Genomic DNA, 26,979 nt, shown 5'->3' on the forward strand with positions numbered 1-26,979 from the left:
CAAGGCTGCTCCTACAGGGGGGGGCCGCGCAGTGCCAGGTGGCTGTTCCTGAAATGGGACTCTGTATGGCCTTTCAATACAAGCGACTGGACAAGAATAACGCCGCTGTACTGCTGGTGGATCACAAGTCAGTTGTGTGCCGCCGGTGCCTTTGCCTCCAGCAGGGCGGTACCGAGCGTTTGGTGATAGTGCCCGGGGCCAAGCAGGCGCAAGATTCCGGCCTTTTCGAGCTTGCCAAGCACCTTGCCGTTGGCTTCGCACAGTTTCACAACGATCTGGCGTTCATGCAGTTGCTGGATCACTTCCTCCAGGGTCTGCAGCCCGGTGATATCCATGAAGGGCACCCGCTTCAGGCAAATTACCAGCAGTTCAGGGTCGGTATGCGTTTGTGACAGGGCGCGCTCGAAGGTTTCAGCGGCGCCAAAGAACAGCGGGCCTTCGATGGTGTACACCAGCACGCCGGGGGACAGCGATTTCTGGCCGTTGCTGTGCAGTTCATTGGCCAGTTCCTCTTCGACCACCTGCTGGACGTCGACGGACGATGCCATGCGGCGCATGAACTGAAGCATGGCGAGGATGACGCCGATATTCACGGCGATCACCAGGTCGCTGAACACCGTCAAGGTGAAGGTGACGAGCAGGATGGCGATGTCGGCTCGCGGTGCGCGCTGCAGCATGCGCTTGAAATGCTTCAGCTCGCTCATGTTGTAGGCGACGACGAACAGAATCGCCGCCAGTGCGCAGAGTGGAATGTTCGACGCCAGTGGCGCCAGGAACAGAATGATCAGTACCAGTGTCAGCGCATGGATGATGCCGGCCAACGGCCCGGTAGCACCATTGCGGATGTTGGTCGCTGTCCGGGCAATGGCACCTGTGGCGGCAAAGCCCCCGAACAGCGGCACTACCAGGTTGGCGACCCCTTGGCCGATCAATTCCTGGTTCGAGTCGTGCCTGGTCCCTGCCATGCCGTCGGCGACGACAGCCGAGAGCAATGATTCGATGGCCCCCAGCATGGCGATCGCAAATGCTGGCCCGATCAGTTCGATCACCCGCGCCAGGGAGACTTCGGGCCAGGTCAGTGACGGCAAACCTTGTGGGATCGCCCCGAAGGCGGTGCCGATGGTAGCCACACCGTCAAAATGGAACAGGGATTGGACGAGCGTCGCGAACACCATGGCTACCAGTGGCCCGGGCAGGCGTTTCAGCACGGGCAGCCTTGGTGCCAGGATCAGCAAAGCAAGGCTGCATGTCGCGAGCAGCGTCGTGGCAATGTGGAGGTCCGGCAGGGCTAGCAACAGATGCCACAGTTTTTCGTGGAAGTGCCCACCTTCGATTACGGGCAGGCCGAAGAAGTCACGCCATTGCCCAACCCAGATGATGATGCCGATGCCGGCGGTGAAACCCACGATCACCGGGTCGGGAATGAACTTGATGACTGCACCCAGGCGGGTAATGCCAAGCACCAGCAGTATGGCGCCAGCCATCATCGTGGCCAGTTGAAGGCCTTCCACTCCGTACTTCGCCGTCACCCCTGCGAGGATCACGATGAAGGCCCCGGTCGGTCCGGCGATCTGCAATCGACTGCCGCCCAGCAAGGAAACCAGCAGCCCGCCTATGATCGCCGTGTAGATGCCTTGCTCCGGCTTGACCCCGGAAGCGATGGCGAAGGCCATGGCGAGGGGCAGCGCAACAACCCCGACGATGAGGCCGGAGACAAGGTTGCGCATCCAGTGTTCACGCTTGAACAGGCCGGCGTTCCAGGCTTCGCGAACCGCGATCATTGCAGGCTCCTTGATAAGGTGCATGCACATAGTATTTAGCATGCCATGGGCCTGTTGTGCCTCTGAACGAACTGATCGAGCTGAACGAGGCGGAGCAGGGCAGGCGCGGCATCTGCACCCTCAAATGTGAAGGCGTTGTGCGGGTCCAGATTCACGATGTCTCGCACGCTTCCTTCCGACCGCCCGTGATGATCGGAATGTAGCTTGCCGGGCCTGACTGATGGCACTTCAGGCACGGTCACCTGCAAAGCGATAACTGCGAAACAGCAGGATAGAGCGTCCAAAGACACTTGCTAAGTTTGGATCCAGTTGTTGGTAAAACTTTCCATTCGGTCAAATTACAACAACTTAGCAAACTAACTAACTTGATTTAGTGTGCCGCCTGTCGGTCGTTTTGCTCGAGAAATGAACGATTTGGATGACACTGACTCCTATTTGCCAGCAGGTGCGTTCAATGTGATTGCACCTCGCGCCTTTCCCCAGAACTTATGGACGTTCAACCTCATCGGCATTGCAGGGATGCTCATGGGGCTTTTTTATTCCTGAATAGTGGAGTATTGCCATGCCCAACCGAGGCTCTTCGGGTGAGCCACCGCGTGTATTGAGTGACAATCTGCTTTTTCATTTAACGATTAGAATTTGGCTCTGTCGTTGCGATTAAATCGTTCGCACACCTATTTCAAAGCCATCTAGCGCTAACGCATTGCGTGGAGAAAATGTCGTGGAGATTAATACAATTATTAGCCTGTTCGGGCAGAAAGAATCCATGGAGCTGGTGCGGTTGTCTGTTATTTACGTTCATTTATTGGCCTGTTGCATTGCCATCGGCATGGTATTCGCCAGTGACGCCGAGATGGTCAGGAACTTGTTGAAAGGTCATAAAGAAGCCGGGCATGACAGTAAGCATATGACGAGCTTGCAGAAGTCCGTGGCCAATGCCCTGATATTCCTGTGGCTCACGGGTGCCGCAGTGATTGGAATTGACTACCTTGATAAAGGTATGAACTATTTTGCCAATCCTAAACTTCAAGCGAAGGTCATTATTGTCATGTTGCTGACCTTTAACGGCATGTTGTTGCATCGCTATGTATTGCCGGCCCTGCTCAAAGCAGGCAACTTGCTGGACCTTAACTTTGGCGTGCGGATGTTTGCGTTGTTCTCCGGCGCACTGTCGGGTGTGTCCTGGCTGTATGCGGCGATGCTGGGTGTTGGCCGCCCACTGGCCTGGAAATACTCGCTGACCGAGTTGCTGCTGGCTTATCCGGTACTGATCCTGCTGGGCTTTGCCATGATGGCTGCCCTGACCCAGTGGGCACGCAAACGCAGCCAGGCCGAACCGGCTCCAGCGCCTGTCTGGCGACTGGCAGGCATTCCTACCTGATTGCCTGAGTAACGCTTCGGTTGCGCCGCGAACCGGGAAACCTGGTTCGCGGCGAGCTCGTTTCATGCGCAGCCTCTGGGCGGTTCGACTGGCGGCATTGAATTTGAACGTCGCCCAATGGTGGGGCTCTTAATGCAAAGGACACCGTGAGGGTTCCATCATGAGCATTGAACGCAGCATCCCCGAGCTCGAAGCCTGGTACGCCCAATACGACGACATCAGTTACCGCCGTGAGTCGCCGGATGCCTACCACCATGAACTGCTACGCACGGCCGAGGCGCTGCGTGACGATGGTGCCATCGACTGGGACGACTGGCTGGCACTCAAGGCATTGGCCGATGACGCCCATGTGCGCGCCCTGGAAGATGCCGTGCAGGCCCATGTGAGCGACCCCGACGCATGAAAGCGCTTAAGATTGCCACGTTCAACATCAACGGCATTCGTAGCCGACTGCCGGCACTGCTGGCCTGGCTGGAGCGGGAAAGGCCTGACATTGCCTGCCTGCAGGAGCTCAAGGCGGCGGATCAGCAGTTTCCTCACCAGGCGCTGGAAGCGGCGGGGTACGGCAGCCTCTATCAAGGGCAGCCTTCGTGGAACGGTGTGGCCATTCTGTCGCGAGGCAGCGAACCACTGGAAGTACGGCGTGGCCTGCCTGGCATGGAGGACGACAACCAGAGCCGCTACCTCGAAGCCGCGGTGCACGGGGTGCTGGTGGCTTGCCTGTACCTGCCGAACGGCAACCCGCAACCGGGGCCGAAATTCGATTACAAGCTCCGCTGGTTCGAGGGCCTGATCGAGCATGTCAAAGGGCTGCATGACGGTGGCCATCCCGCGGTGCTGGCGGGCGATTTCAATGTGGTGCCAACCGATATGGATATCTACGACACGCGCTCCTGGATGAAGGACGCGCTGCTGCAGCCCGAATCACGTGCGTGCTACCAGAAACTGCTGAATCAAGGCTGGGTCGACGCCATTCGCCATCTGTATCCGGACGAGCGCATTTACACCTTCTGGGATTATTTCCGCAACCACTGGGCACGCAACGCCGGTTTACGTATCGACCACATGCTGCTCAACCCCGAGCTCGCGCCCTACCTGAAGCGGGCTGGTGTCGATGCCTGGGTGCGTAACGAACCCAAGGCCAGCGACCATGCGCCCGTCTGGATCGAGCTGGGCACGCGTCGCCGGCCATAGGGCAATTCGAGCGAACCTTCAACTACCGGAACCACCGCTGGAGCCCGAACCACCAGAGCCTCCGGTCCCGCTACCCGTCCCGGTGCCGCGTTCCGATCCACTGCGGTCACTACCGGATCGGTCGGTGGTGCCATCGCCACCGGTATTGTCAGTGTCATTGCCATCGGTTCCGCCGGAACCTGTCCCCATGGCATCCGCAGGCGTGCCGGAGCCGGTCGCTCCGCCTTGGTTGCTCATGTGCCCACTGTCATGCGGCTGCGTGCCAGGAGCACGCTGATCGTTCAGGTCGGTGGCTGCCAGCACCACAGGTGCGCTGACCCCCAGGCACAGCGCGAGCAGTAACGAATGAGGCCTCATGATCTTCATAGCGATACTCCGTTGCGGGTTGGTCACCTTCTGTTCGGCCTGCATCACCCACGGGCGTGCCGTGAAATCGACGGAATGCATGGAGCGCTGACATGCACGGGGGCGGGTTACCCCACGTGAATACTTTGAGGCCCGCGCTTCGATTCCTCTGGCAAGGCCGTGACCTTGATCGCGCGTACCGGTACGGCGAATTTTGCACCTACCTTCGAGAAGCGCTCGAGCAGGTGGAAATTGATCGCTTGCTGGATGTCCATGTACAGGTTGTAGCCCGGGTCCTTGACGATATACACGCACTCGAATTCCAGCGCCTCCTTGCCGAAGCCGCGCAGGTGGGCACGGTCGAAGCGTACCTGCTGTTGTGCCTTGATCGCTTCCTCGACGATGGCGGGTGCCTTTTTCACGGCCTCGGTTGACGTGTCGTACGACAGGCCGAACTCGAACACGATCCGTCGTTCCTGCAGGCGCTTGTAGTTCTGGATGGTGCTGCTGATCATGCTGGCATTGGCCATGACGATCTGCTCGCCGCCCAGGCTGCGGATGCGTGTGGTCTTCAGCCCCACGTGCTCCACCGTGCCGGCCAGCGGGCCGATGACGATGAAGTCGCCCACCTCGAACGGCTTGTCGACGGCGATGGACAACGAGGCGAACAGGTCGCCGAGGATGTTCTGCACGGCCAATGCAACAGCGATACCGCCTACCCCCAGGCTGGCGACGAAGGCGGTGATGTTCACGCCCAGGTTGGACAGCATCGCCAGCAGCACCACTGACCACAACAGTACCCGCGCACCCCATGCCGACAGCGTGGCCAGCGCGCTGCCCTGGTTCAAGCCGTCGGTGCGATGCCGGGCGAAGTAGCGACTCAGGCCCAGGCCGATGGCGCGGTTGGCCCACAGCCCGATCTGCAATGCCGCGACCACGAACCACAGGCTACCGACCCGGGTCAGCCAGCGCTCGGGCAGGTCGAGCATGCTCAGGCCCACCAGCAGCGAGGCAAGGAACAGCAGAAAATTGCTGGTCCCGGCGAGCACCTTGGCCAGCACCTGGCTTAGCGCGCCGTCATGCTCGGACCAGCGCCTGACCCGATGCAGCATGAAACTGATGGCCGCCCGCGCCACGACGAATGTCAGCAGCGCTACCGTCAGTGCCAGCAACAAATTGAGAACGGAAACTCCGAACAGTGTGGTATCGGTGAACAAGGCGATGATGCGATCACTCATGAGACACTTGCCTCCTTCCATAGGATTGGGTGACTGGTGGAGCGGCATTGCCGGCGAAGCAGGCAATGCCGCTCGCCAGGTGAGCCTCAGCCGTCGGACTGCTCCTCTGGCGGCACCTGGCCTTCGGGCCAGTCGGGTGCTTCCTTCTCCTGTTCCTGTTCCTGTTCCTGTTCAGGCACAGGCTCGCCCGGGTTGTGGGGTACTTCGTCCACGTACGGGTCGGGTTGGTTGGGGTCGATCATGGTCTGGCTCCTCGCCGTTGGGCTTTCAGGCATGTGTCCGGGCGTTCAGCCCGACTCCACGGCAGTGTTTTTCTTCCAGCCCCGCAGGTTCATGGCGCACAGGCAACCCTGCAGGATGATCAGCGCCCAGGCTTGCGCCTGCCACCCCCAGGCGGCCCACAGCACGTTGCTGGCAATGAAGCAGCAGAAACCCAGCTTGCGCCGGCCTGGGCGCCGTGAGCCGATGCACCACGCAGCAAGTACCGTCAGGGCCATGGCAGGCCATTCAAGAAAGTCGATCCAGGCTTCCATCACGCAGCACGCTGTTCGCCCTTGAGCAGTTTTTTCTGCGCTTCCATGGCCTGGCCGAGCTCATCCAGTTGCTGCTTGCCCAGCAACTTGCGGGCGGTCGGAAACAGCTCGCTTTCTTCTTCCTCGATATGGTGTTCCAGCAGTTCCTTCATCACTTTGACCCGCCCGGCGAACTCGACGGTGCCGGTTTCGGTTTGCAGCAGGTCCGGCAGCACCAGTGAGTCCACGGTGCGGTGTTCCTCCTTGGCTTCGTAGTACATCTTCGCTTCTTCCTTGCCGCCGGCCTGCTTGATGGCCGGGTACAGGATTTCTTCTTCCAGGGCGGTATGGATGCTTACCTCCTGCTTGATGCGTTCGAGCAACTCGGCGCGCTTTTTCACCGCGCGCTCAGTGGTGGAGGAGAGTTCCTCCAGCAGCTTCTTCACCAGCTCATGGTCCTGGATCAGCAAATCGATAGCGTTCATGCGACACCTCTTCGGGGCTGAAAAATTCACGATTGCCTTCGATGGAGTAGGGGCCGCGCGCCAAGGTTCAAAGCGGATGATCAGCGTACTGCTGTCGCGAAAGGCGGCTCTCACCGGAATCCGTGCAGGTTGCGCCGGCCAGGCAGGGTCACTCCTGCGGAATGAAAATGCACTGCGCTGCCTGGGCCGGCGCTGACAACACCTTCGAGAGTGCCGACATGTTCGCTGCGCAGGGTCAGGTATGAGCGGACCGTTGCCGAACAGCCCGGCCAGGCCCAGCAGCACCACCAGCACCAGCGCGTACCATCCGACCCGTTCGAATCGCCAGACCCGCTGCTGCATGCGCATGTCATCCTCGACGGGGTAATGCCTTGAAGCCAGCTCGTCTTCGTCCATGCTCGCAGCCTCTCACGCAGCCCCTTACGTTGCCCCTCAGGCGCGCTCACCGCGCAGCCAGCGTTGGTGGTAATGGGCCAGGTGCGACAACCCGTACAGCGCGCCCTGGCGGATTACATCCGCGCGCTCGCCAAAAAAGCGCTGGCTGCGTGTGAATACCGCCAAAGGCTCGCCGGCAAAGGCCCAGGCAAAGCACACAGTGCCCGGGGCGATGCCATCCTGCGGCTGTGGCCCGGCGACTCCCGTGCTGGCGATGGCGACGGTGGCGTCGCTGTCTTTCAATGCGCCGAGGGCCATCTCCCAGGCTACCGCCTCGCTGGTCAGGCCGTAGCGTTCGATAGTCTGTGGGCTGACGCCGAGCAGGCGTTTCTTGGCGCTTGGCGAGTACACCACGTAGCCGCTTTCCAGAACCTCGCCGGTCCCCGGCACTGCTGCCAACAGCGCAACCATGGCACCGGCCGTGCAGGATTCTGCGGTGGTCAGTACCAGCTTGTGGGCTTTGAGGTAATCAAGGGCCTCGAGTACGGGGTCGGTCGTCATGGCCGGTCACTCGTGCGTTGTTTTCTTGTGGACGTGTTTCCTGCGGGATTGGTTCATTGCTTGGGTGCCACCCATCAATGCTGGGGAAAGCTTCCTGAACTTTGTTCCGTTTGCCGGCTTCCTCTGGGTAGGAGGGCGGCGGTGCGGACCTCGCGCTGCTGCCGGAACAACAGAGGAGAAGCGATCATGACCGAGCCTGTGACGTATTTCTGGATCGCTGTTGCGGCGATCATCGTGTTGCTCGATCTGTGGGCCATCGTCAGTGTCTTCCGCAGTGACAAGAGCGACATGACGAAGGCGATGTGGGCACTGTTGCTGTTGGTGCTGCCCGTTGTCGGCCTGGCTATCTGGGGCGTTTTCGGGCCGCGTGGGATCAAACGCGGTACCGGGCCGTCGTCGCCTGAACACAGCAAGGGGTAGGAGGGGACATGAAGAAAGGATCGGAGGCACCTCGCAGCGGAACCCAAGGTGAAGAGGAACGGGACAATGATGCGCAGCGTCCTGATGGTTCGACTGGCACGTCCCATGATTCCACTGCGCAGAAAACAGCTCGTGAGGAAACGCAACGCAAGCGTTGATCGGGTCGGCTGGAAGAACTGAATTCGCAAGCGGTCCGCGTAACCTGTGGGAGCGGCTTTAGGCGCGAAGAATCCGACGCGGTGCATGGCACCGGCTGCGCCGGTGTTCGCGGCTAAAGCCACTCCCACAGGTCCCTGCTAATGGTCAGGTCCCAATGTACCGGCAGCAGCGCCCGGCACGAGGATGACCTTGCGGCAGTCGTCCTGTTTCTGGTCGAACAGCCTGTAACCCAAAGCCGCTTCTTCCAGGGCCAGGCGATGGGTGACGATGAGTTCCGGCTCCAGGCGCCCGGCCTCGATATGTTCGAGCAGTTCAGGAAGGAACTTCTGCACGTGGGTCTGGCCCATCTTGAACGTCAGGCCCTTGTCGAAGGCATCACCAAACATGAAGGCGTGGATAAAGCCCGCATAGACCCCAGGCACGCTGACCACGCCGCCCCGGCGCACCGCGGCGATACTCTGGCGTAGCGCCTTGCCGCTGCTGCCCTCTATCTTCAGAGTGGTCAGTACCGTTTCGGTGGTACTGCCCTTGGCCTCGAAACCGACCGCATCGATGACGGCGTCCACGCCGCGCATGCCGGGGGTCAGGCGGATGATGCTGTCGGCCGGGTCGTCATCCTGCTCGAAGTTGATCGGCACCACGCCGTAGGCATCGCGGGCAAACGCCAGGCGGTAGTCATTGTCGTCGACCATGAAGATCGTCTGGGCGCCCAGCATGCGCGCGCAGGCTGCGCTCAGCAGGCCGACCGGCCCGGCGCCATAAATCGCAACTGTCGAGCCTGAGCCGACCTGCGCATTGGTGACGGCTTGCCAGGCTGTGGGCAGGATATCCGAGAGGAACAGCACCTTGTCGTCCGGCAGGGCAGTAGGCACCTTGAACGGGCCGACGTTGGCCTTGGGCACCCGCACGAAATCCGCCTGGCCACCTGGCACGCCGCCATACAGATGGCTATAGCCGAATAGCGCCGCCCCTGGCGGGATGCCTTTCTTGTTGATGATTGCACCACGGCCGGTGTTGGTCGTTTCGCAAGCGGCGAACTGGTCGAGTTGGCAGAAGAAACAGCTGCCGCAGGCGATCACGAAGGGAATCACCACGCGGTCACCGACCTGCAGGTTGGTCACCCCGCGGCCGGTATCCTCGACGATACCCATGAACTCGTGGCCGAAGATATCCCCCGGCTCGGTCTGTGGAATCTTGCCATGGTAGAGGTGCAGGTCGGAGCCGCAGATGGCGGTAGCGGTGACCCGGAGGATTATATCGTCCTCGTCCTGGATGAGTGGGTCGGGGACATTGTCGACCCTGACGTCCTGGGTTCCGTGGTAAGTCAATGCTCTCATTGTTTCATCTCCTGCAGAGGCGGGGCCGGATGGTCTATGCAGGGGAAGCCAAGGAGGGAGGTAAAGTTCAGGTGGAATCATCCATCGGTAATTTTCAGTGCTACTGGCCCCACCAACATCATGAAGAACTGTCGTTGGGGGGACATGGCATCAGGTGAAACCGGCGACCGGAGGAAACTTTAGTTGCCCTGCCAGGCTCAACCGTGCTCAAGCCGAGCGTAAAACCATGAACAAGAATCCAGCATTGCAAACAAGCTTTGCCCCTTCGGCCACGCCACGCCAAGCTGCGGGCTTGCTGACATCGGCCACGTTGCTGATGCTTGCCTCGGGGGTTGCGCCGGTTGATCGTGCGGATTGGTGGCTCGAAAACGTTTTGCCGCTGGCACTCCTGCTCACCTTGGCTGCGACCAGCCATTATTGGCGCTTTTCTCGGCATGCTTACCTGGCAATCGTGGTGATGCTGGCGATTCACGAGCTAGGAGCGCATTTTACCTATGCCAAAGTCCCCTATGACGCTTGGCTGCGTGCGCTTACCGACCACTCTCTGAATGCCTGGGTGGGCTGGCAGCGCAACCAGTTCGATCGTCTGGTGCATCTGAGTTACGGCCTTTTGTTCGTCCTGCCGATCAGGGAGCTGCTCCAGCGCCAGGCCCTGTTGCGAGGCGGCTGGTTGGCGTTGTGTACTGTTTCCTTCGTCCTCGCTACATCGGCGCTGTACGAGCTGCTGGAGTGGATAGGTGGCCAATACCTGGGTGATGACCAGGCACAAGCCTTTGTCGCGACCCAGCAAGACCCTTGGGATGCACAAAAGGACATGGCCCTGGCTTTGCTCGGTGCACTTGTCACCTTGTTCATCCAGTGGCTTGGGTCACGCAAGCTTTGGGGCACAAAGGTAGTGTGTCTGGAGGACAGGCACGGCTGAAGGGGCAGGACTTATCGCTGTGTAGGAGCGGCCTTGTGTCGCGAAAGGGCTGCGAAGCAGCCCCAGGGTTTCTGCGTAGACGCATAAGTTGCTGGGGCTGCTTCCGCAGCCCTTTCGCGACACAAGGCCGCTCCAGGTAGCATCCAGCGCGATCAGAATTTCAAAAGGTCTCTCCATCACTGGAAAGGCCTCTCGCAATCAGCCTGTGACTATCGAAAATCCCTTAAGTTTCCATCGGGAAAACAATAACTTGGAGAATTTTTCCAAGTCGTGTCACTCGTCGGATTTCCATTGTAAGCCCCTGTCCAGAGCCTCAGGATCGCCTCCGTATCCCTCTGAGGCTTTCACAAATGAAGTACTCCTCGATTCTGTTGTTGTCACTTGGCCTGCTGAGCGGCGTTGCGTCGGCAGGCGGCAATACCGAAGCAGGTATAGGTGGCGCATTGGGTGGAGTATTGGGCTCGGTAGTCGGCCAGTCGATCGGCGGCAGCACCGGCTCGGCAATCGGCGCCGGCCTGGGTGGTGCGGCCGGTGGTGCGGTGGGTGCCGACAAGCACAGCCGTGGCGAGGCGGCCATTGGCGGCGCACTGGGTGCAGCTGGCGGCAACGTGGTGGGTCGCAAGATGGGCGGCACCACTGGCAGCATGATCGGCGCAGCAGCCGGTGGCGGTGTGGGTGGTGCCTTGGGCAACCACATGGGCCGGGAATACGATGACGAGAGCGGGCATCGCTACCGTGATTATGACGACGATGACGACGACCGGGGCTGGCGCCGTCACCGCCACGACCGTGGCCATCATTATGGCTGGCGCAACAAACATCGCTACGACGATTGATCCCCGCGTTACAGGCCCATCGCCGGGGGCTGGACGCAGCTGTCTCTCGGCTAGGTATCATGCGTGCTCTGCTGTAGCCACTCCCTCGGGCTTGCACCCACCTTGCGGCGAAAGGTGCGGGCCAACGCAGACGGGCTTTCGTAGCCGACCTCATCGGCAATCAGGGCGATGGGGCGGCCTTCGCGCAGCCGTTTCTGGGCAAGGCTGATTCGCCAGTTCGCCAGGTAATCGGCAGGGGTGATGCCCACGGTCTCGCGAAAGTGCGCAGCAAAGCTCGCGCGCGACATGCCTGAGCGGTCAGCCAACTCTGCCACGGTCCAATTGTGCTGTGGCTCGTTATGGATACCCACGAGCGCACGGGACAGCTGTGCATTGGCCAGCCCGGCCATCATCCCCGAAGCAATGCTGCGGCTGGCGATCAGATGGCGAAGTAGCTGAATCACCATCAACTCGAACAGCCGATTGAGAATGACATCCCGTCCACACTCGTCGCCGAAGGCTTCTTCGAACAGCCATTCGAGGGTGCCATCGAGGCCCTGCAATTCGCGCAACGGCTTGATGATGAAGTCCGGCAAGGCCTGGGTCAGCGGATTGTTGGCGCCACCATCGAACTGCAAGGTGGCGCACACCAACTCCGCTTCGTCTGCTTCGATCGCCAGCAACTGATGCTCCTGCGGACGTACCGCAAGTATCAGGCTTGGCTCCGCCAGCTCCATGAGCTGACCACGTTTGTCACTGAAGGTCAGGCGACCCGAACGAAGCAGGTGCGCGTGGCCGGAACTTTGCTGCCCATGAAAGCGGGTCGTTCCACAAAAACCACCGTGGTGGAAGGTAGACGCATGCAGGTTGAAGTGCTTGAGCAGTGTCGATAGTCGGTCCATGGGGCGCTCAGGTTTGGACGATCGGTTGCATAGATTCGACGATCTGAAGCCGAAAGGATAGTCGTCTTCCCTAGTATTGACTCCAGGCTTGATCGACAAGCTGGTTAATCACCCTACTGGAGAAACTACCATGACTCGTATCGCTGCTCTCTCGCTGGACCAGGCCCCTGCTGGCTCGCGCACTGCCCTTGAAGGCATTCAGAAAGGCCTTGGTTTCATACCCAACGCCTTCAAGACCCTGGCTCACTCCCCAGCCGCTCTCAATGGATACCTGGGCCTCGCCCAGGCTCTGGGCAAGAGCTCACTGAGCGCCGCGGAGCGTGAAGTGGTTGCGCTTGCCACCTCGGAAATCAATGGTTGCGACTATTGCCTGGCCGCACACAGCTTTTTTGGTGCCAAAGCCGGCTTGAGCGATGAGGCCATTAGCCAGGCGCGTAGTGGCACGCTCAGCGCGGTCGCCGCGCTGGCGCATCAGATCACCGAAAGCCGCGGCCAATTGAATGACGATCAGGTCGCCGCAGCACGCGAGGCTGGTCTCAGCGATGGCAAGATCGTGGAGGTGGTGGCACAGGTCACGCTGTTGACCCTGACCAACTACCTGAACAACATCGCCACCACCGATATCGACTTCCCGCCGTTGGCACACTAGGAGGGCAACCGACATGAACCAGGTGACAATCTATACCACCCAACACTGCCCTTACTGCGTGAGCGCCAAGCGACTGCTGGCGCACAAGGGGGTCAGTGCCGTGGAAATCGATATCGAGGCTTCGCCGAACCATCTGGCCGAGATGCTGCTGCGATCCAGGCGCAGGACCGTGCCGCAGGTCTTTGTGGGGAGTGTCCATGTGGGAGGTTTTGATGATCTGAAACGCCACGATCAAAAGGGCGAGCTCGAAGCACTGCTCAGTGCCTGAAGGGCTGATTCAGCGATATTTGCCTTTGGCCGTTAGCCGCCCTTGGCAAGGGCAGCTAACGGTTCAAAGCGGTCACTTGCGATCCCTGTTTCACCGACGCTTCGTTGCACTCGTCGATGATCAGCACTGAGCCGCAGCAACCTGCTTGCGTTCACCCATGGGAGAGACGCCGAAGAAACGGCTGTAGCATTTGGAGAAATGCGCCGGCGAAACGAAACCACAGGCAAGGGCGATATCCCGTACTTGTGATTCGCTGTGCAGTAACAGTTGTCGGGCGCGCGACAGGCGTAATTCAAGGTAGTACTGGCTAGGGGTACTTTGCAGGTGCTTGTGGAACAGGCGCTCCAACTGCCGAACTGAGATGTCGTTCAACTGCGCCAGTTCCTCCAGGGTCACAGGGTCTTCGAGATTGGCCTCCATGATGCTGACTACCTGGCTGAGCTTGGGTTGGGACGTCCCTAGCCGCTGTCGCAGGGGCACGCGCTGGCGTTCCTGCGAACTGCGAACGCGGTCGCACAACAGCAATTCGGCCGCATGTTCGGCAATCTCTCGCCCGCCGGGTTCGCGTGCGATCAGTTGCAGGCACATGTCCATTGATGCCACCCCACCCGAGCTGGTGTACCGGTCACGGTCAAGTTCAAACAACTGGCTGGAAATGATGATCCCGGGAAAGCGCTCTTTCAGCGCTTCGATATCTTCCCAGTGGATGGTGCAACGGTAACCCGTGAGCAGATTGGCACGCGCCAACAAATGGCTACCCGTGCAAATGCCACCCAATGCCACTTGGTCATGGGCGAGCTTGCGCAGCCAGTTCAGGATGGCGCGGGTATTGTGGTCGGAGACGATGGGGTTTGGCCCTACCACAAACAGCATGTCCAGCTTGGGCGCATCCTTGATGGTGTATTCAGGCAGGATGCGCATGCCGTTGCTGGCGCTCACCGGCTCCATGTCGGCGGCGATGATCAGTGTCTGGAACATGGCCCTGCGCGCAGCAAGGTTAGCCATGCGCAAGGTCTCCACCGCAGAGGCGAACCCGATGGTGGTGAAATTGGGGATCACCAGAAACCCGACGATCTTGGGTGTGGGGGCATCGACAGGGTAACCCGTGGCCAGCGGGGAGGATCTCGGCGTAGCCATCAATACGACTCCTACAATGCAAGATGACGTGTTCAGCGCCTGTCTCCCGATACAGGCAATTTTTTGTGTAAAAGGGCTCCAAGCCTGCGGCGGCATACTACACGCAGCAATCAGGCTACAGGGTGCGCACTGGCCGATATTCGCCCCCTGTTTTCAGTTTGACGCAAAAAGGCGACACCCTGCGAACGCATAGCCTTCGCAGGGCGAAGCGGCTGAGCCAGCCTCAGGCCGATTTGGTTGCGACACGGGGCAGTGGGCGCTTCCTGGGCGAGAAGATCGAACTCATGCACACGATGGCAATTGCCAGCGCGCCGGTTGTCATTACTTCCATGCGGTGGCCGGGCATGATCAGCATCATTGCCAGAATCCCGATGATGGAGGCGACGACCAAGTAGCTCAGCCAGGGGAACAACCACATCTTGAAGGCCATGACCTCACCTCGACGAGCCATCTGCTTGCGCAGGATCAGTTGCGATACCGCGATGGCCAGGTAGACCAGCAGTGCCACGGCACCGGAACTCGCCAGCAGGAAGGAGAACACCTCGTCCGGCGCAAAGTAGTTCAACGCGGTGGTAAGGAAGCCTACAGCGGTGCTGGCCATGACCGCGACGAATGGCACACCGGCCGATGAGGTGCGCTGGAGAACGGCAGGGCCGTCGCCACGTCTGCTCAGCGAGTAGACCATGCGCGATGCGGTGTAGATTGCCGAGTTGAGGCAGCTGGCCACGGCAATCAGCACGACGACATCCACGATCATCTTGGCGTGAGGGATGTTCATCAGCTCAAGGGCCCTCTGATAGGAGCCGACCTGCACCAGCATGGGGTCGTTCCAGGGCACGATCGAGACGATCAGGAACACCGAGACGATGTAGAAGATGCCCATGCGCCACACGACCGAGTTGGTAGCGCGGGTGATCTGTCTGGAGGGGTTCTTGGATTCTGCGGCGGCGATGGTGACGATTTCGGTGCCCATGAAACTGAACACCGTGGTCAGCATGGCGCCAATCACCGCTGCCATGCCGTTGGGCATGAAACCGCCGAAGTCGTTGCTCAGCTTGGCCACGCCACTGACGCTGAGGTTTGGCACCACGCCGGTCAGGGCCAGCGCACCCAAGGCGATGAAGGCCAGTACGGCGATGACCTTGAGCATGGCGAACCAGAACTCGAACTCCCCGTAGCGCGCAACGCTGAACAAGTTGGTCAAGGTGAGCAGGGCAGTAACGGCCAGTGCGAATTCCCAGGTTTCGATCGCGGGGAACCAGGCATGCAGGATTGCCGCTGCGGCAATTGCCTCGATGGGAATGACCAGCACCCAGAACCACCAGTACAACCATCCAATGGTAAAACCGGCCGAACGACCCATTGCGCGTTCGGCATAGGTGGAAAACGAACCGGTATCAGGGGAAGCAACTGCCATTTCACCGAGCATGCGCATGACCAGCACAACCAGTGTGCCGGACATGATGTAGGCCAGGATGGCCGCTGGGCCGGCCGCTGCAATTGCATGCCCCGATCCGATGAAAAGGCCGGCACCGATAGCGCCGGCTATCGAGAGCATGGTGACGTGGCGCTGCTTGAGGCCGGGGGCCAGAGTTGAATGGCTGGACATTATCATTACCCTTGTTGTTATAGATGGCGGGTTAACAGCTAATGCGAATCGTGCTCTGGTAGATCAATGCGGTGTTGCGGCGCTTAACTGAATGCCTCGCGGACAGCGTTGCTGATGCCTTCGGTGCAGACACGCAGAATCAGTTCGCCTTTCTCGCGGCTGGCGCCTTTTGGCGATGACAAGGTTCCACACGCCGGCGTGCGCTCGGCAATGATCGGGAACACATCGTAGGGGGGGAAGGTGGCTGGCGGATGATCGATGGCACGGGCCAGGTCGACTTTCTCGGGGTGCAGGGCCAGCATCAACGAAGTCTCGAAGACGCCACCGTGTTCAATGTCCCAGCCGAGGAATCCGTCAGGGTAGAGTTCCTGGATGACCTCAGGTGCATTGACGAAGTCCCAGTAGGACAGGACCACGACCTTGAAATCGGTGATGCCGGCATAACGGAGTTCGCGCAGCGCCAGGTCGATGCCTTCCACGATGAACATGGAGTTCTCGTAGTGCCCGTTCATCATCACCAGCTGACGCGCGCCGTGCCGGGCCAGCTCCCTGATGATGTCCTGGATGGTATGTGTCAGTGTTGCGCCATCCAGGCTGGTGGTGCCGGGAAAGTGGTTTCCGCCGCCCGATTTTTGCTGCGACTTGTAGCCGTAGGCCAATGCGGGGAGCACCAGGCCGTCGACATTGCGCGCTACGGCCTTGCACAGCGCGGTCGGTAGCAGTACATCCACTTCCATGCACATGTGGTGGCCGTGTTGCTCCAGGGCGCCTACAGGCAAGAATATCGGGCTGCCGGATGCAACACGCCGGGCGTACTCGGGCCAGGTGAGTTCGCCAATTACAACGCTATCGTTCATCGGGTGGTCTCTCTATGTTCTTGTAATTGCAAAAGCTCGTCCGGTTTGCAGCAGTAGCAGATGTCCCAATTTGATCAGATCGCCATCGGCTGGAATTGTCAGTTTCCGACCTGGAATTGACAAAAGCTGCCGTGGCTCTATCCCGTAGGTCACGGCATGCGTTGATTCACGAGTTCAGGGGCGGCGGAAACGTTCATGTCGGACGAACTGATTTGCTTGCCCATTCTGCCTGGCAATTAGGGGTCGAAATCTGACATATCTGGCCAATCAACTACCGGGACAATATTACTGTTCGCAGTAGACGCTGCGTGGGTAAAGTTGGAGGTAGTACATGCAGCAATTGACCGAAGTGGGCCAGCCATTGGCAAGCACAGTGCGCATTGGTTTCCTGTTGAGTGAAGGATTTGATTTCTATGCGTTGGCCGCCGCATTGGAGCCGTTGCGCATCGCCAATGAAATTGCCCGGTGCGAAGTGTGCCAGTGGCAGATCATCAGCCTTGGCGGCCGGCCGTTGAGGGCCAGCAACGGCATTTCCACGGCCACCGTGGAACTGAGCCAGGCAAAACCGCTGGATATACTCATTGTCTGCCCGGGTGATGAAATGCGTTCACGCACAGGCACCCAGCATCTGCGCCACCGTGTATCGGGGCCGAAGGTGCGGTGTGCGGCAAAACAGATGACGTGGTGGTTGCCCACCGTTGACGATCACGCAGACCTGCCTGTCGGCCAGATCAAATGTGTGCATGCACCGGCCAGTGTTTCGGAACAGGTCAAGAAGACCCTGGCTTTGTTCCCGCCGTCTACATCCCACCTGCTTGGAGTCAGCGAACTGGCAACGCTGATCGGCGTTTCGCGGCAGCTTCTCGAGCGCTTGTTCGCGCACCGACCCCACTGAATCCTCACTATCGGTTGATTGCGCTGGCGCCTCGGATTCTGCGTCGCCTTTGCGGTGTTTGGCCTCGTTTACATGGCGACGGATCTGGTCATTTACGGGTCGGGTTCGCGCAAAAAAACATTCGGCTTATCTGGTCGAATGGTCACCAGTGGCACCGATAAACAAGTTTCTCCGCTGTTAACTACAAGGAATAAAAAACATGCAAATGCCAAAAACCATTCAGATCAAGAACGGCGAAAAAGTCAAACCGACGTTCTCGCAACAGGAATATGCCAACCGTCAGTCCAAGTTGCGCACTTACCTGGCACAAAACAATATCGATGCTGCGGTCTTTACCTCCTACCACAATATCAACTACTACAGCGACTTCCTGTACTGCTCGTTTGGCCGCCCCTATGCACTGGTTGTCACTCAGGAAGCCGTCGTGTCGATCAGTGCCAACATCGATGGTGGCCAGCCATGGCGCCGTACGGTCGGTACCGACAACATCATCTACACCGACTGGCAGCGTGATAACTATTTCGTCGCGATTCAGCAGGCACTGCCCAAGGCCGGGCGCATCGGCATCGAGTTCGACCACCTGAACCTGATGAACCGGGACAAACTGGCCAGCCGTTACCCGCAGGCCGAGCTGGTGGACATCGCCGCGCCGTGCATGCGCATGCGCATGATCAAGTCGGCTGAAGAACACGCGATCATCCGCCAGGGCGCCCGGGTAGCCGACATCGGTGGCGCTGCGGTGGTGGAGGCCCTGCGTGACCAGGTACCTGAGTACGAAGTGGCATTGCACGCTACCCAGGCGATGGTGCGTGAGATCGCCCGCACCTACCCGGACTCCGAGCTGATGGATACCTGGACCTGGTTCCAGTCGGGCATCAATACCGACGGCGCCCACAACCCGGTGACCTCGCGCAAGGTCAACAAGGGCGACATCCTCAGCCTCAACTGCTTCCCGATGATCGCGGGTTACTACACCGCACTGGAGCGTACGCTTTTCCTGGACCACTGTTCCGATGAGCACCTGCGCCTGTGGGAGGTCAACGTCAAGGTGCATGAGGCTGGCCTTGAACTGGTCAAGCCCGGCATGCGTTGCAGCGACATCGCGCTGCAGCTGAACGAGATCTTCCTGGAGCACGATCTGCTGCAATACCGTACGTTCGGTTACGGCCACTCGTTCGGTACGCTTAGCCATTACTATGGTCGCGAGGCAGGCCTGGAGTTGCGTGAGGACATCGACACCGTACTCGAGCCGGGTATGGTGGTGTCGATCGAGCCGATGATCATGCTGCCCGAAGGCCTGCCGGGAGCTGGCGGTTACCGTGAACACGACATCCTGATCGTCAATGAGCACGGCAGTGAAAACATCACCAAGTTCCCGTACGGTCCGGAACACAACATCATCAAAAAGTGACTGAACCCGCCGCACAGTCACCCTGTGCGGCTTTCTCCCTGCACCGGCGATTTGCGCGGTGCGCCTGAAGGCGTGAACCGCGGTTGACTGAGTTACGCCGGATATAACTGCTCCTCTATCGAAACCGTGAGTGATGAAGTCTCTGCACCGGTGTGGAGGGTGGTATCCGTTTCGATCAGCATGACCGCACATTCTTCCTCGGCAATCGGCCGGTGTCGCATTTGCTTTGGAATCACGCAGAATTCTCCTGCGTTCAGGACAATGGTGCGGCTTTCGAGCTCGATGCGAAGCGTGCCAGAGACCACCGTAAACATTTCGTCTTCATGTTCATGGGCATGCCAGACGAACGCGCCTTTCAATTTCGCAATCTTGATGAAATGGTTGTTGACGCGGCCGATGACCTTGGGCTTCCAGTATCCGGTCAGCGTATCCAGTTCATGTTGCAGGTTGATGCTGTCTACCGTGTTGATCATGCGCGTACTCCCTTCTGCAAGTCAGTCTGAGGCTTGCAATCTAGAGCGGCGCGTGGCTTTTGCGTATCGACGAATTACAATACCGGTATTAACACTGCTAATGGCCTGGCATGAACAAGAACCACACCCTTGATCTGGCGCTGCTCAGGGCCTTTGTCGAAGTGGCGGATACCGGAAGCATGAGTGTTGCATCGGTAGGGCTGCACCTGACACAAGGGGCTGTCAGCCAGCGAATCAAGCGACTGGAGGCATTTCTCGGCTGCCCATTGCTGATGCGTGACACTCAAGGCAGTAGCCTGACCTGGCAGGGGAGGTCGTTGTTGCCCGACGCTCGTCGCCTGCTGCGGATGCATGATGCATTTTGCGCCAGTGTCGGGGCCAGGGAATCAGACGCCCCGGTGCGTCTCGGGCTCCCGTTCGATATGGCCGGCGCGCCGCTTGCTCCCGTGCTGAAGGCGTTCGGTGATGCCTTCCCCAAGGCCGAGGTAAAGATCTTCAGTGCTTCGTCCGTGGACCTCGACCAGGTGTTCGCCACGGGCGAACTCGATCTGGTGCTCAGCCAAGGCCCGGTTGATGTCGAGTTGGGCGAACGCCTGGCTGTTGATCAGCTGGTGTGGCTGGGCAACGAGACTGCATCGGCACGGCGCCCATTGGCTCTGTGCTTGCTGACGGCGAATTGCGCCTTTCGCGACACCGTTTTCCGGTGTCTTGGCGAAGCAGGTATCGTGGCAAAGGTGGTATTTGAAAATGCGTCGGTCGATACCACGTTGACCATGGTTCGCAACGGGCTGGCGGTTACGCCATGGCTGCAAAGTCTCGTTCCTGAAGATATCAGCCTGGCTGCCCCCGAATGTGGGTTACCGACACTGCCCGCGTTCGCCGTGCGGTTGCAGACGGTCGAGGATGCCAGTCGTTCCGTTTCTGGCCTCGCGGACATTATCCGGGAACATTTCAAGCGCTGAGACGGCTGCGTTTCTCATCACTGCGAAGCCGGTCCAAAATGAGCAGGGCCAGATTGTTTGTTGACGTTGCTCCACGCCTGTGTACCCGACTGACGCAGGCCTACGGCTCTTGCGCAAGACCGTGCAGGTGCTCGCGCAGAAAGTCGATGAAGGCCATCGCCCGTGCCGAATGTCGCCGCTCGCGGCTGAACACCGCGCTGACGGGCAGTGCCGTGGCTTTGTAATCGTCAAGCACGCTTAGCACGCTGCCGCGTTCAACGTCTGCTTTGAAAAGCCATTGTGGGGAGAGGGAGATGCCCAAACCGCACAGCACCATTTCCCGAATGGCCTCGCTGCTGTTGCTGGTGACGTTGCCTGTGATGGCGATATCGAACGCGTCCGACCTCCGTGTGAAGCGCCAGCGATCGTAATGCTCCAGCAACGTGAAGCCGATGCAGTTGTGGTTTGCCAGTTCGCCAGGCTCCAGTGGCAGGCCGTGGCGTTCCAGATAGGCAGGCGAGGCGTATACCTGCCGCAGGGTGTTGCCGAGCGGTATCGCCACCAGGCCCTCGTTTTTCACTACGCCTATCCGGATCGCCACATCTATGTTCTCCATGAGCAGGTCTTCGTTGTGATCGTTCAGCCGGAGGTCAATCCGTACATCGGGATAGCGCTGCAGAAAAGTCCCGATCAGAGGCGCTATGCACAAGCGTCCGTAGCTGACCGGTGCGGCGACGCGCAGGGGGCCCGCTATCTGCTCCTGGCCACTGGCAAAGCTGCGTGTGGCACTTTCCAGTTGACCGAGAATTTCCTGGCAGTGGCGGTAGAAACGTTGCCCTTGGTCGGTCAGCGCCAGGTGGCGGGTGCTGCGGGCGAATACTGGCCCGCCCAGGTATTGCTCCAGCGCACGGACCTGCTTGCTGATTGCCGGCTGCCCCATGTTCAGCTCCCGGGCCACTGCCGAGAAAGACCCACGCTCCACGACGCGTACGAAGATGCGCATGCTGTCGAACAGATCCATTGCCACCTGGCCTCTACTGGGAATGAGTAATATGCGAATTCAGCTTCTTATCGGAATGGGTGAGAGGGCGCAACCTGTATGCATCCACTGAACAGAGGTATCCGTCATGAGTCAGACCATGCTTGCCGCCATCGCCGAGTCCGCCCAAGCCCCACTGGTCGTTCGCCGCATTCCTCGCCCGGTTCCCGCTAGAGGCCAGGTCCTTGTCAGCGTTCACGCCGCTGGAGTAAACCCGCTCGATACCAAGATTGCCTCTGGTGCAGGGGCGCACGCCCGTCAGGCGCTGCCAGCGGTGCTTGGTCTGGATCTGGCCGGTACGGTCGTCGAACTGGGCGAGGCGGTAGAGGGCTTCACGCTCGGCCAGGAGGTTTTCGGCATGGCCGGCGGAATCGGCGGGGCCCAGGGCACCATGGCCGAATACATCGCCGTGGATGCCCGGCTGATCGCAGCAAAACCGCACACTCTGGGCATGCACGAGGCAGCAGCCTTGCCTTTGGTGTTCATCACCGCCTGGGACGGTCTGGTTGATCGAGCCAATGTCCGGGCTGGCCACACCGTGCTTGTTCACGGTGGTGCAGGTGGGGTAGGCCAGATGGCCATCCAGCTGGCGAAAGCTCGCGGGGCCAAAGTCTGTGCCACCGGTTCGGCCAGCAGCCTCGATTTCATACGTTCACTGGGCGCTACGGCGATCGACTACCAGGCGCAGAGCGTAGAGTCCTACGTCGAGCAACATACCGCAGGGGCAGGTTTCGACATTGTTTATGACACTGTGGGCGGTAGCACGCTGGATGCGTCATTCAAGGCGGTGAAGCCCTATACCGGTCACGTGGTGAGCTGCCTTGGTTGGGGCGAGCACAGTCTTGCGCCGCTCTCGTTCAGAAGCGCCACTTATTCGGGGGTGTTCACCCTGGCCCCGTTGCTCACGGGCCAGGGCCGCGAACACCATGGCGCAATCCTGCGCGAGGCGGCCGAGCTGGCAGATGCGGGGCAACTGACGATCCGGGTGGATCGGCAACGGTTCGCACTGGACGAGGTAAACGACGCCTTCCGCCAGGTCGCAGAAGGCCGCGCCAAGGGCAAGACAATCATCCAGTTGTTGAGCGAATAGAATCGAGAACGTTGAACGCCAAGGTATCCGCCGATGGGGGCCGCTTTACCGAGCGGCCCCCTGACTTTGTCGTGCTGGAGAGCAGATTTCGGGGGACGCGATTCTATGGCACACGCTGAGTGGGTCAATTGCAATCGCTGGCATGCCTTGGCAATGCACTCGATATCAATGCTGCCAGCAGAACAAATACTGTGGAGATCCACAGGCAGGCCTCCAACCCGTAAGCCTGGAATACCCAGCCGGAAAGCAGCGTACCGACCAGCCGCCCTAGCGCGTTGGACATGTAGTAGAAGCCCACATCCAGCGATACCCCGTCTTCCTTGGCATAGCTGACGATCAGGTAGCTATGCAGCGACGAATTCACGGCGAACAGCACGCCGAACAGCATCAGCCCGCCAAGCACCATCCCCTGGGCCGACCAGCCTGCCGACAGGCCCACGGCGATGAGCGCCGGCAGCCCGGCAAGGGCGATCGCCCAGATGAAAGCCGCGCGACCGTCGGGCACCTGGCCGCGTTTCTTGCCAGTGATGTGGGGGGCAAGCGACTGGACGATGCCGTAGCCGATTATCCATGCAGCCAGGAAGCCGCCGACTAGCCAGAAGTCCCAGCCAAAAGCCGTGCTCAGGTACACCGGCAAAGCCACGACGAACCAGACGTCACGGGCGCCAAAGAGAAACAGCCGTGCGGCCGAAAGAATGTTGATGGCCCGGCTCTTGGACAGCATGTCGCGGAACTTCGGCTTGGCCTTGGCCTTGCCCAGGTCCTTCTTCAGCAGGATCAGGCTGCCGACCCAGATCAATGCCAGTACCGTCGCCATGGCCAGCACCGCCAGGGTGAAGCCGAGCAGGGCGAGCAGGGCGCCACCAAGGAAGAAACCCACGCCCTTGAGCGCGTTTTTCGAGCCCGTCAGGATGGCCACCCACTTGTACAGGGTGCCTTGCTGGCTGCCTGGCACCAGCAGCTTGATGGAGCTCTTGGCACTCATCTTGTTCAGGTCCTTGGCGATGCCGGACAGCGCCTGTGCCGCCATCACCCAGGGCACTGTCAGCCAGGCTGCCGGCACCGTGAGCATCAGCAGGGCCAGAACCTGCAGGCCCAAGCCTATGTTCATGGTGCGATTCAGCCCCAGGCGGGCGCCGAGGTAGCCGCCCACCAGGTTGGTGATCACGCCGAACACTTCATAGAACAGGAACAGCGCCGCGATCTGCAGCGGCGTGTAGCCCAGCGTATGGAAGTGCAGTACCACCAACATGCGCAACGCACCGTCGGTGAGGGTGAAGGCCCAGTAGTTGCCGGTAACCAGCAGGTACTGACGCACGTGTGTAGGCAGGGCTGACAACGCCTTCATGATTGCCGGTTACTCCGCCGTGCCGACCATTCGGGCCAGTTCCGCTGCACGGTTGGCGTAGCCCCACTCGTTGTCGTACCAGGCGTAGATCTTCACCTGGGTACCATTGACCACCAGGGTCGATAGCGCATCGATGATGGAGGACCGCGGGTCGGTGCGGTAGTCGATGGACACCAGCGGTCGCTGTTCGTAGCCTAGGATACCCTTCAACGGGCCTTCGGCAGCCGCCTTCAACAACGCATTTACCTCTTCGGCAGTGGTCTCGCGTGCCACTTCGAACACGCAGTCGGTCAGCGAGGCGTTGGCCAGCGGTACACGTACGGCGTGCCCATTCAGCTTGCCGCGCAGTTCAGGAAAGATCTCGGCGATTGCGGTAGCCGAGCCCGTGGTGGTCGGGATCAGGCTCATGCCCGAGGCGCGGGCGCGACGCAGGTCCTTGTGCGGTGTATCGAGGATGCTCTGGGTATTGGTCAGGTCGTGGATGGTGGTGATCGAGCCGTGGCGGATGCCCAGGTTCTCGTGAATCACCTTGACCACTGGGGCCAGGCAGTTGGTGGTGCAGGAAGCGGCGGTGACGATACGGTGCTGCGCCGGGTCGAACAGGTGCTGGTTGACGCCCATCACCACGTTCAGCGCGCCTTTCTCCTTCACTGGCGCGCAGACCACCACGCGTTTGACGCCCTGGTCCAGGTAGGCCTGGAGCACGGCTACCGACTTCATCTTGCCGCTGGCTTCGATGACCAGGTCACAGCCCGACCAGTCGGTGTCGGCGATCGCCTTGTTCGCAGTGACCTTGATGCGCTTGCCCTCGATCACCACCGAGTCGCCTTCTGCCCCGGCTTCACGCTGCCAGCGGCCGTGGACCGAATCGAAGTTGATCAGGTGGGCGTGGGTCTCGGCGTCGCCGGCCGGGTCATTGATCTGGACGAATTCGAATTCCGGCCAGCCCCAGGACGCGCGCAGCGCCAGGCGACCGATACGGCCAAACCCATTGATGCCTACTTTGATTGCCATGGTCTTGTTCTCGAGTTGTGACTTCAGATGGATCGTTGATTGACACGCCTGGACAATTCCTCGGCCGACTCCTTGCGCTCGGAGTAGCGGTCGACTAGGTAGTCGGCGCGGTCGCGTAACAGCAGGGTGAACTTCACCAGCTCTTCCATGACATCCACGACACGGTCGTAGTACGGGGACGGTTTCATGCGGCCCGTTTCGTCGAACTCCAGGTAGGCCTTGGGCACGGACGACTGGTTAGGGATGGTGAACATGCGCATCCAGCGGCCAAGCACGCGCAACTGGTTGACCACGTTGAACGACTGCGAACCACCGCATACCTGCATGACCGCAAGGGTCTTTCCCTGGGTCGGCCGTACGGCGCCCATGCTCAGGGGGATCCAGTCGATCTGCGACTTGAACACGCCGGTCATTGCACCGTGGCGTTCCGGCGAGCACCAGACCATGCCTTCGGACCACAACACCAGATCGCGCAGTTCCTTGACCATGGGGTGGTCATCGGGCACGTCATCCGCCAGTGGCAGGCCGGACGGGTTGAAGATGCGCGTCTCGGCACCGAAATGCTCCAGCAGGCGGGCGGCTTCTTCGGTCAGCAGGCGGCTGAAGGAGCGTTCGCGGGTCGATCCGTACAGCAGCAGGATGCGAGGCTTGTGGGTGGACTGTTGCGCGATTGCCAGTTTCTCGGCTGTCGGCAGATCGACCAGGTCGTTGTCGATGTTGGGAATGTGGTGTTCGGTCATGTTTCACTCCTGGGACAAGGCGCCAGATGGCTGATCGAACCAGCGACGCTTGAGCCACCAGGCCACGCCAACCAGCGAGATGAGTACCGGCACTTCCACCAAGGGCCCGATGACGGTGGCAAACGCGACCGGCGAGGCGAGGCCGAAGGTGGCGATGGCCACCGCAATGGCCAGTTCGAAATTGTTGCTTGCAGCGGTGAAGGCCAGCGCAGTGGTGCGGGGGTAGTCGGCCTCCAGCAGCTTGCCCATCCAGAAGCTGAAGAAGAACATCACCACGAAATAGATGGTCAGCGGGATGGCGATGCGCAGCACGTCCAGCGGCAGTTGCAGCACCATGTCGCCTTTCAGGCTGAACATTGCAACGATGGTCAGCAGCAACGCCACGAGGGTCAGCGGGCTGATTTTCGGAATGAAGTGCTCCTGGTACCAGGTGGCGCCTTTACGGCTTATCAGGGTCTTGCGGGTCAGGAAACCGGCCAGGAACGGGATACCCAGGTAGATCAACACCGATTGGGCTATATCGAGGAAGCTGGTCTCGATGACGCTACCTTCCAGGCCGAACAGTGGCGGCAGCAGGCCCAGGAAGATCCAGGCGTACACGCTGAAGAACAGAATCTGGAAAATGCTGTTGAAGGCGACCAGGCCGGCCACGTACTGGTTATTGCCGCCGGCGATCTGGTTCCATACCAGCACCATGGCGATGCAACGCGCCAGGCCGATGATTATCAGGCCGGTCATGTACTCGGGCTTGTCGGAAAGGAACACTACTGCCAGCCCGAACATCAACACCGGGCCGATCACCCAGTTCTGGATCAGCGACAGGGCAAGGATGCGCTTGTTCTTGAAGACCTGTGGCAACTCCTCGTATTTCACCTTCGCCAATGGCGGGTACATCATGACGATCAGGCCGATTGCGATGGGGATGTTCGTCGAGCCCACCGACAGCCTGTTCAGCCACGCTGGCAACCCCTGGAACAGGCTGCCGAGAGTGATCCCCAGGCCCATGGCCAGGAAGATCCAGACCGTCAGGTAGCGGTCGAGGAAGGAAAGCCGGCTTTTGCTCATGGTGTATCTCCCTGAA

At 60.0% G+C, this 26,979-nt stretch carries 30 protein-coding genes; 12 read left to right on the forward strand and 18 right to left on the reverse strand.

From position 1 onward, the window contains the following. Positions 1-128: 128 nt before the first annotated feature. The gene (locus tag ACK56M_RS11945) at positions 129-1,781 is read right to left on the reverse strand and encodes a SulP family inorganic anion transporter (protein WP_411959482.1); all 1,653 of its coding nucleotides are present in this window, start codon (positions 1,779-1,781) and stop codon (positions 129-131) included. A gap of 766 nt (positions 1,782-2,547) precedes the next feature. Here ACK56M_RS11945 and ACK56M_RS11950 point away from each other — a divergent pair. The 3 genes from ACK56M_RS11950 (at position 2,548) to xth (ending at position 4,356) form a co-directional block, all read left to right on the forward strand. Continuing rightward, positions 2,548-3,162 carry a hypothetical protein gene (locus tag ACK56M_RS11950; protein ID WP_031324729.1) on the forward strand — a complete coding sequence of 205 codons (615 nt, stop codon included), beginning with the start codon at positions 2,548-2,550 and terminating at the stop codon, positions 3,160-3,162. Between the two features lie 160 nt (positions 3,163-3,322). Continuing rightward, positions 3,323-3,565, forward strand: a complete 243-nt coding sequence (locus ACK56M_RS11955) for a hypothetical protein (protein ID WP_003257678.1) — start codon at positions 3,323-3,325, stop codon at positions 3,563-3,565. After that, positions 3,562-4,356: an exodeoxyribonuclease III gene (gene xth, locus ACK56M_RS11960; protein ID WP_100413429.1), complete on the forward strand. Its 795-nt coding sequence runs from the start codon at positions 3,562-3,564 to the stop codon at positions 4,354-4,356. Before ACK56M_RS11955 ends, xth begins: the two co-directional genes overlap by 4 nt. Positions 4,357-4,374: 18 nt before the next feature. Here xth and ACK56M_RS11965 read toward each other — a convergent pair whose 3' ends face one another. The 6 genes from ACK56M_RS11965 to ACK56M_RS11990 all read right to left on the reverse strand — a co-directional run bounded on the left by ACK56M_RS11965 (position 4,375) and on the right by ACK56M_RS11990 (position 7,872). After that, the gene (locus tag ACK56M_RS11965) at positions 4,375-4,803 is read right to left on the reverse strand and encodes a hypothetical protein (RefSeq protein ID WP_100413430.1); all 429 of its coding nucleotides are present in this window, start codon (positions 4,801-4,803) and stop codon (positions 4,375-4,377) included. Positions 4,804-4,829: 26 nt separating this feature from the next. Further along, the gene (locus ACK56M_RS11970) at positions 4,830-5,939 is read right to left on the reverse strand and encodes a mechanosensitive ion channel family protein (protein ID WP_100413431.1); all 1,110 of its coding nucleotides are present in this window, start codon (positions 5,937-5,939) and stop codon (positions 4,830-4,832) included. A gap of 86 nt (positions 5,940-6,025) precedes the next feature. Further along, positions 6,026-6,181: a hypothetical protein gene (locus tag ACK56M_RS11975; RefSeq protein ID WP_217190497.1), complete on the reverse strand. Its 156-nt coding sequence runs from the start codon at positions 6,179-6,181 to the stop codon at positions 6,026-6,028. Between the two features lie 45 nt (positions 6,182-6,226). Further along, positions 6,227-6,472, reverse strand: coding sequence for a hypothetical protein (locus tag ACK56M_RS11980; protein ID WP_015270062.1), 246 nt, complete (start codon positions 6,470-6,472; stop codon positions 6,227-6,229). Beyond that, positions 6,472-6,936: a hemerythrin domain-containing protein gene (locus tag ACK56M_RS11985; protein WP_004376291.1), complete on the reverse strand. Its 465-nt coding sequence runs from the start codon at positions 6,934-6,936 to the stop codon at positions 6,472-6,474. The genes ACK56M_RS11980 and ACK56M_RS11985 overlap by 1 nt, the downstream gene beginning before the upstream one ends. A gap of 432 nt (positions 6,937-7,368) precedes the next feature. Continuing rightward, the gene (locus ACK56M_RS11990; protein ID WP_013972207.1) at positions 7,369-7,872 is read right to left on the reverse strand and encodes a CinA family protein; all 504 of its coding nucleotides are present in this window, start codon (positions 7,870-7,872) and stop codon (positions 7,369-7,371) included. Positions 7,873-8,058: 186 nt separating this feature from the next. Between ACK56M_RS11990 and ACK56M_RS11995 the strand changes: the two genes are divergently transcribed. Then, on the forward strand, positions 8,059-8,292 hold the full coding sequence (locus ACK56M_RS11995; RefSeq protein WP_015270063.1) for a PLDc N-terminal domain-containing protein: 234 nt from the start codon (positions 8,059-8,061) through the stop codon (positions 8,290-8,292). A gap of 296 nt (positions 8,293-8,588) precedes the next feature. Here the strand turns inward: ACK56M_RS11995 and ACK56M_RS12000 are convergent, their stop codons facing one another. After that, the gene (locus ACK56M_RS12000; RefSeq protein ID WP_253138514.1) at positions 8,589-9,788 is read right to left on the reverse strand and encodes a zinc-dependent alcohol dehydrogenase; all 1,200 of its coding nucleotides are present in this window, start codon (positions 9,786-9,788) and stop codon (positions 8,589-8,591) included. 226 nt (positions 9,789-10,014) lie between these two features. Here ACK56M_RS12000 and ACK56M_RS12005 point away from each other — a divergent pair, with 226 nt between their 5' ends. Both ACK56M_RS12005 and ACK56M_RS12010 read left to right on the forward strand, forming a co-directional pair. Continuing rightward, positions 10,015-10,710: a DUF2238 domain-containing protein gene (locus ACK56M_RS12005; protein WP_191472820.1), complete on the forward strand. Its 696-nt coding sequence runs from the start codon at positions 10,015-10,017 to the stop codon at positions 10,708-10,710. Positions 10,711-11,060: 350 nt separating this feature from the next. Further along, positions 11,061-11,546 (forward strand): glycine zipper domain-containing protein, encoded by a 486-nt coding sequence (locus tag ACK56M_RS12010; protein ID WP_015270066.1) that lies wholly within the window; start codon positions 11,061-11,063, stop codon positions 11,544-11,546. 50 nt (positions 11,547-11,596) lie between these two features. Here the strand turns inward: ACK56M_RS12010 and ACK56M_RS12015 are convergent, their stop codons facing one another. After that, positions 11,597-12,427 carry an AraC family transcriptional regulator gene (locus ACK56M_RS12015; RefSeq protein WP_015270067.1) on the reverse strand — a complete coding sequence of 277 codons (831 nt, stop codon included), beginning with the start codon at positions 12,425-12,427 and terminating at the stop codon, positions 11,597-11,599. A 130-nt stretch (positions 12,428-12,557) separates the two neighbouring features. On the opposite strand from ACK56M_RS12015, the gene ACK56M_RS12020 reads away from it, so the two are divergent. Further along, entirely contained in the window at positions 12,558-13,076 is a 519-nt protein-coding gene (locus ACK56M_RS12020) for a carboxymuconolactone decarboxylase family protein (protein WP_013972212.1), read from the forward strand. Positions 13,077-13,089: 13 nt separating this feature from the next. Further along, positions 13,090-13,344, forward strand: a complete 255-nt coding sequence (gene grxC / locus ACK56M_RS12025; RefSeq protein WP_411959483.1) for a glutaredoxin 3 — start codon at positions 13,090-13,092, stop codon at positions 13,342-13,344. A gap of 120 nt (positions 13,345-13,464) precedes the next feature. Here the strand turns inward: grxC and ACK56M_RS12030 are convergent, their stop codons facing one another. The 3 genes from ACK56M_RS12030 to ACK56M_RS12040 all read right to left on the reverse strand — a co-directional run bounded on the left by ACK56M_RS12030 (position 13,465) and on the right by ACK56M_RS12040 (position 16,947). Continuing rightward, complete coding sequence (locus tag ACK56M_RS12030; protein ID WP_015270069.1) at positions 13,465-14,481, reverse strand: GlxA family transcriptional regulator; 1,017 nt, start codon at positions 14,479-14,481, stop codon at positions 13,465-13,467. A 223-nt stretch (positions 14,482-14,704) separates the two neighbouring features. Beyond that, positions 14,705-16,090 (reverse strand): GABA permease, encoded by a 1,386-nt coding sequence (gabP, locus tag ACK56M_RS12035; protein WP_039612831.1) that lies wholly within the window; start codon positions 16,088-16,090, stop codon positions 14,705-14,707. 83 nt (positions 16,091-16,173) lie between these two features. Then, the gene (locus tag ACK56M_RS12040) at positions 16,174-16,947 is read right to left on the reverse strand and encodes a creatininase (protein ID WP_023660546.1); all 774 of its coding nucleotides are present in this window, start codon (positions 16,945-16,947) and stop codon (positions 16,174-16,176) included. Positions 16,948-17,278: 331 nt separating this feature from the next. On the opposite strand from ACK56M_RS12040, the gene ACK56M_RS12045 reads away from it, so the two are divergent. Both ACK56M_RS12045 and ACK56M_RS12050 read left to right on the forward strand, forming a co-directional pair. Further along, positions 17,279-17,842 (forward strand): hypothetical protein, encoded by a 564-nt coding sequence (locus ACK56M_RS12045; protein ID WP_061550744.1) that lies wholly within the window; start codon positions 17,279-17,281, stop codon positions 17,840-17,842. 199 nt (positions 17,843-18,041) lie between these two features. Continuing rightward, positions 18,042-19,253: a M24 family metallopeptidase gene (locus ACK56M_RS12050; protein WP_013972218.1), complete on the forward strand. Its 1,212-nt coding sequence runs from the start codon at positions 18,042-18,044 to the stop codon at positions 19,251-19,253. A gap of 92 nt (positions 19,254-19,345) precedes the next feature. Here the strand turns inward: ACK56M_RS12050 and ACK56M_RS12055 are convergent, their stop codons facing one another. After that, complete coding sequence (locus tag ACK56M_RS12055) at positions 19,346-19,726, reverse strand: cupin domain-containing protein (RefSeq protein ID WP_003256754.1); 381 nt, start codon at positions 19,724-19,726, stop codon at positions 19,346-19,348. Positions 19,727-19,836: 110 nt separating this feature from the next. Here ACK56M_RS12055 and ACK56M_RS12060 point away from each other — a divergent pair, with 110 nt between their 5' ends. Next, positions 19,837-20,688 (forward strand): LysR family transcriptional regulator, encoded by an 852-nt coding sequence (locus ACK56M_RS12060; RefSeq protein WP_047932473.1) that lies wholly within the window; start codon positions 19,837-19,839, stop codon positions 20,686-20,688. A gap of 100 nt (positions 20,689-20,788) precedes the next feature. Here the strand turns inward: ACK56M_RS12060 and ACK56M_RS12065 are convergent, their stop codons facing one another. Further along, positions 20,789-21,688, reverse strand: coding sequence for a LysR family transcriptional regulator (locus tag ACK56M_RS12065; RefSeq protein ID WP_100413436.1), 900 nt, complete (start codon positions 21,686-21,688; stop codon positions 20,789-20,791). A gap of 106 nt (positions 21,689-21,794) precedes the next feature. On the opposite strand from ACK56M_RS12065, the gene ACK56M_RS12070 reads away from it, so the two are divergent. Continuing rightward, positions 21,795-22,796 carry a zinc-dependent alcohol dehydrogenase family protein gene (locus ACK56M_RS12070; protein ID WP_100413437.1) on the forward strand — a complete coding sequence of 334 codons (1,002 nt, stop codon included), beginning with the start codon at positions 21,795-21,797 and terminating at the stop codon, positions 22,794-22,796. Between the two features lie 124 nt (positions 22,797-22,920). Here ACK56M_RS12070 and arsJ read toward each other — a convergent pair whose 3' ends face one another. The 4 genes from arsJ to arsB are packed head-to-tail and all read right to left on the reverse strand — an operon-like array spanning position 22,921 to position 26,963. Then, positions 22,921-24,144, reverse strand: a complete 1,224-nt coding sequence (gene arsJ / locus ACK56M_RS12075; RefSeq protein WP_054573826.1) for an organoarsenical effux MFS transporter ArsJ — start codon at positions 24,142-24,144, stop codon at positions 22,921-22,923. Between the two features lie 9 nt (positions 24,145-24,153). After that, positions 24,154-25,158 (reverse strand): ArsJ-associated glyceraldehyde-3-phosphate dehydrogenase, encoded by a 1,005-nt coding sequence (locus ACK56M_RS12080; RefSeq protein WP_039612838.1) that lies wholly within the window; start codon positions 25,156-25,158, stop codon positions 24,154-24,156. A gap of 23 nt (positions 25,159-25,181) precedes the next feature. Then, positions 25,182-25,898 carry an arsenical resistance protein ArsH gene (gene arsH / locus ACK56M_RS12085; protein ID WP_054573825.1) on the reverse strand — a complete coding sequence of 239 codons (717 nt, stop codon included), beginning with the start codon at positions 25,896-25,898 and terminating at the stop codon, positions 25,182-25,184. Between the two features lie 3 nt (positions 25,899-25,901). Further along, positions 25,902-26,963: an ACR3 family arsenite efflux transporter gene (gene arsB, locus ACK56M_RS12090; protein WP_015270079.1), complete on the reverse strand. Its 1,062-nt coding sequence runs from the start codon at positions 26,961-26,963 to the stop codon at positions 25,902-25,904. Positions 26,964-26,979 lie beyond the last annotated feature (16 nt).

The organism is Pseudomonas sp. s4 (assembly GCF_046764235.1).
GTDB classification, from domain to species: domain Bacteria; phylum Pseudomonadota; class Gammaproteobacteria; order Pseudomonadales; family Pseudomonadaceae; genus Aquipseudomonas; species Aquipseudomonas asiatica.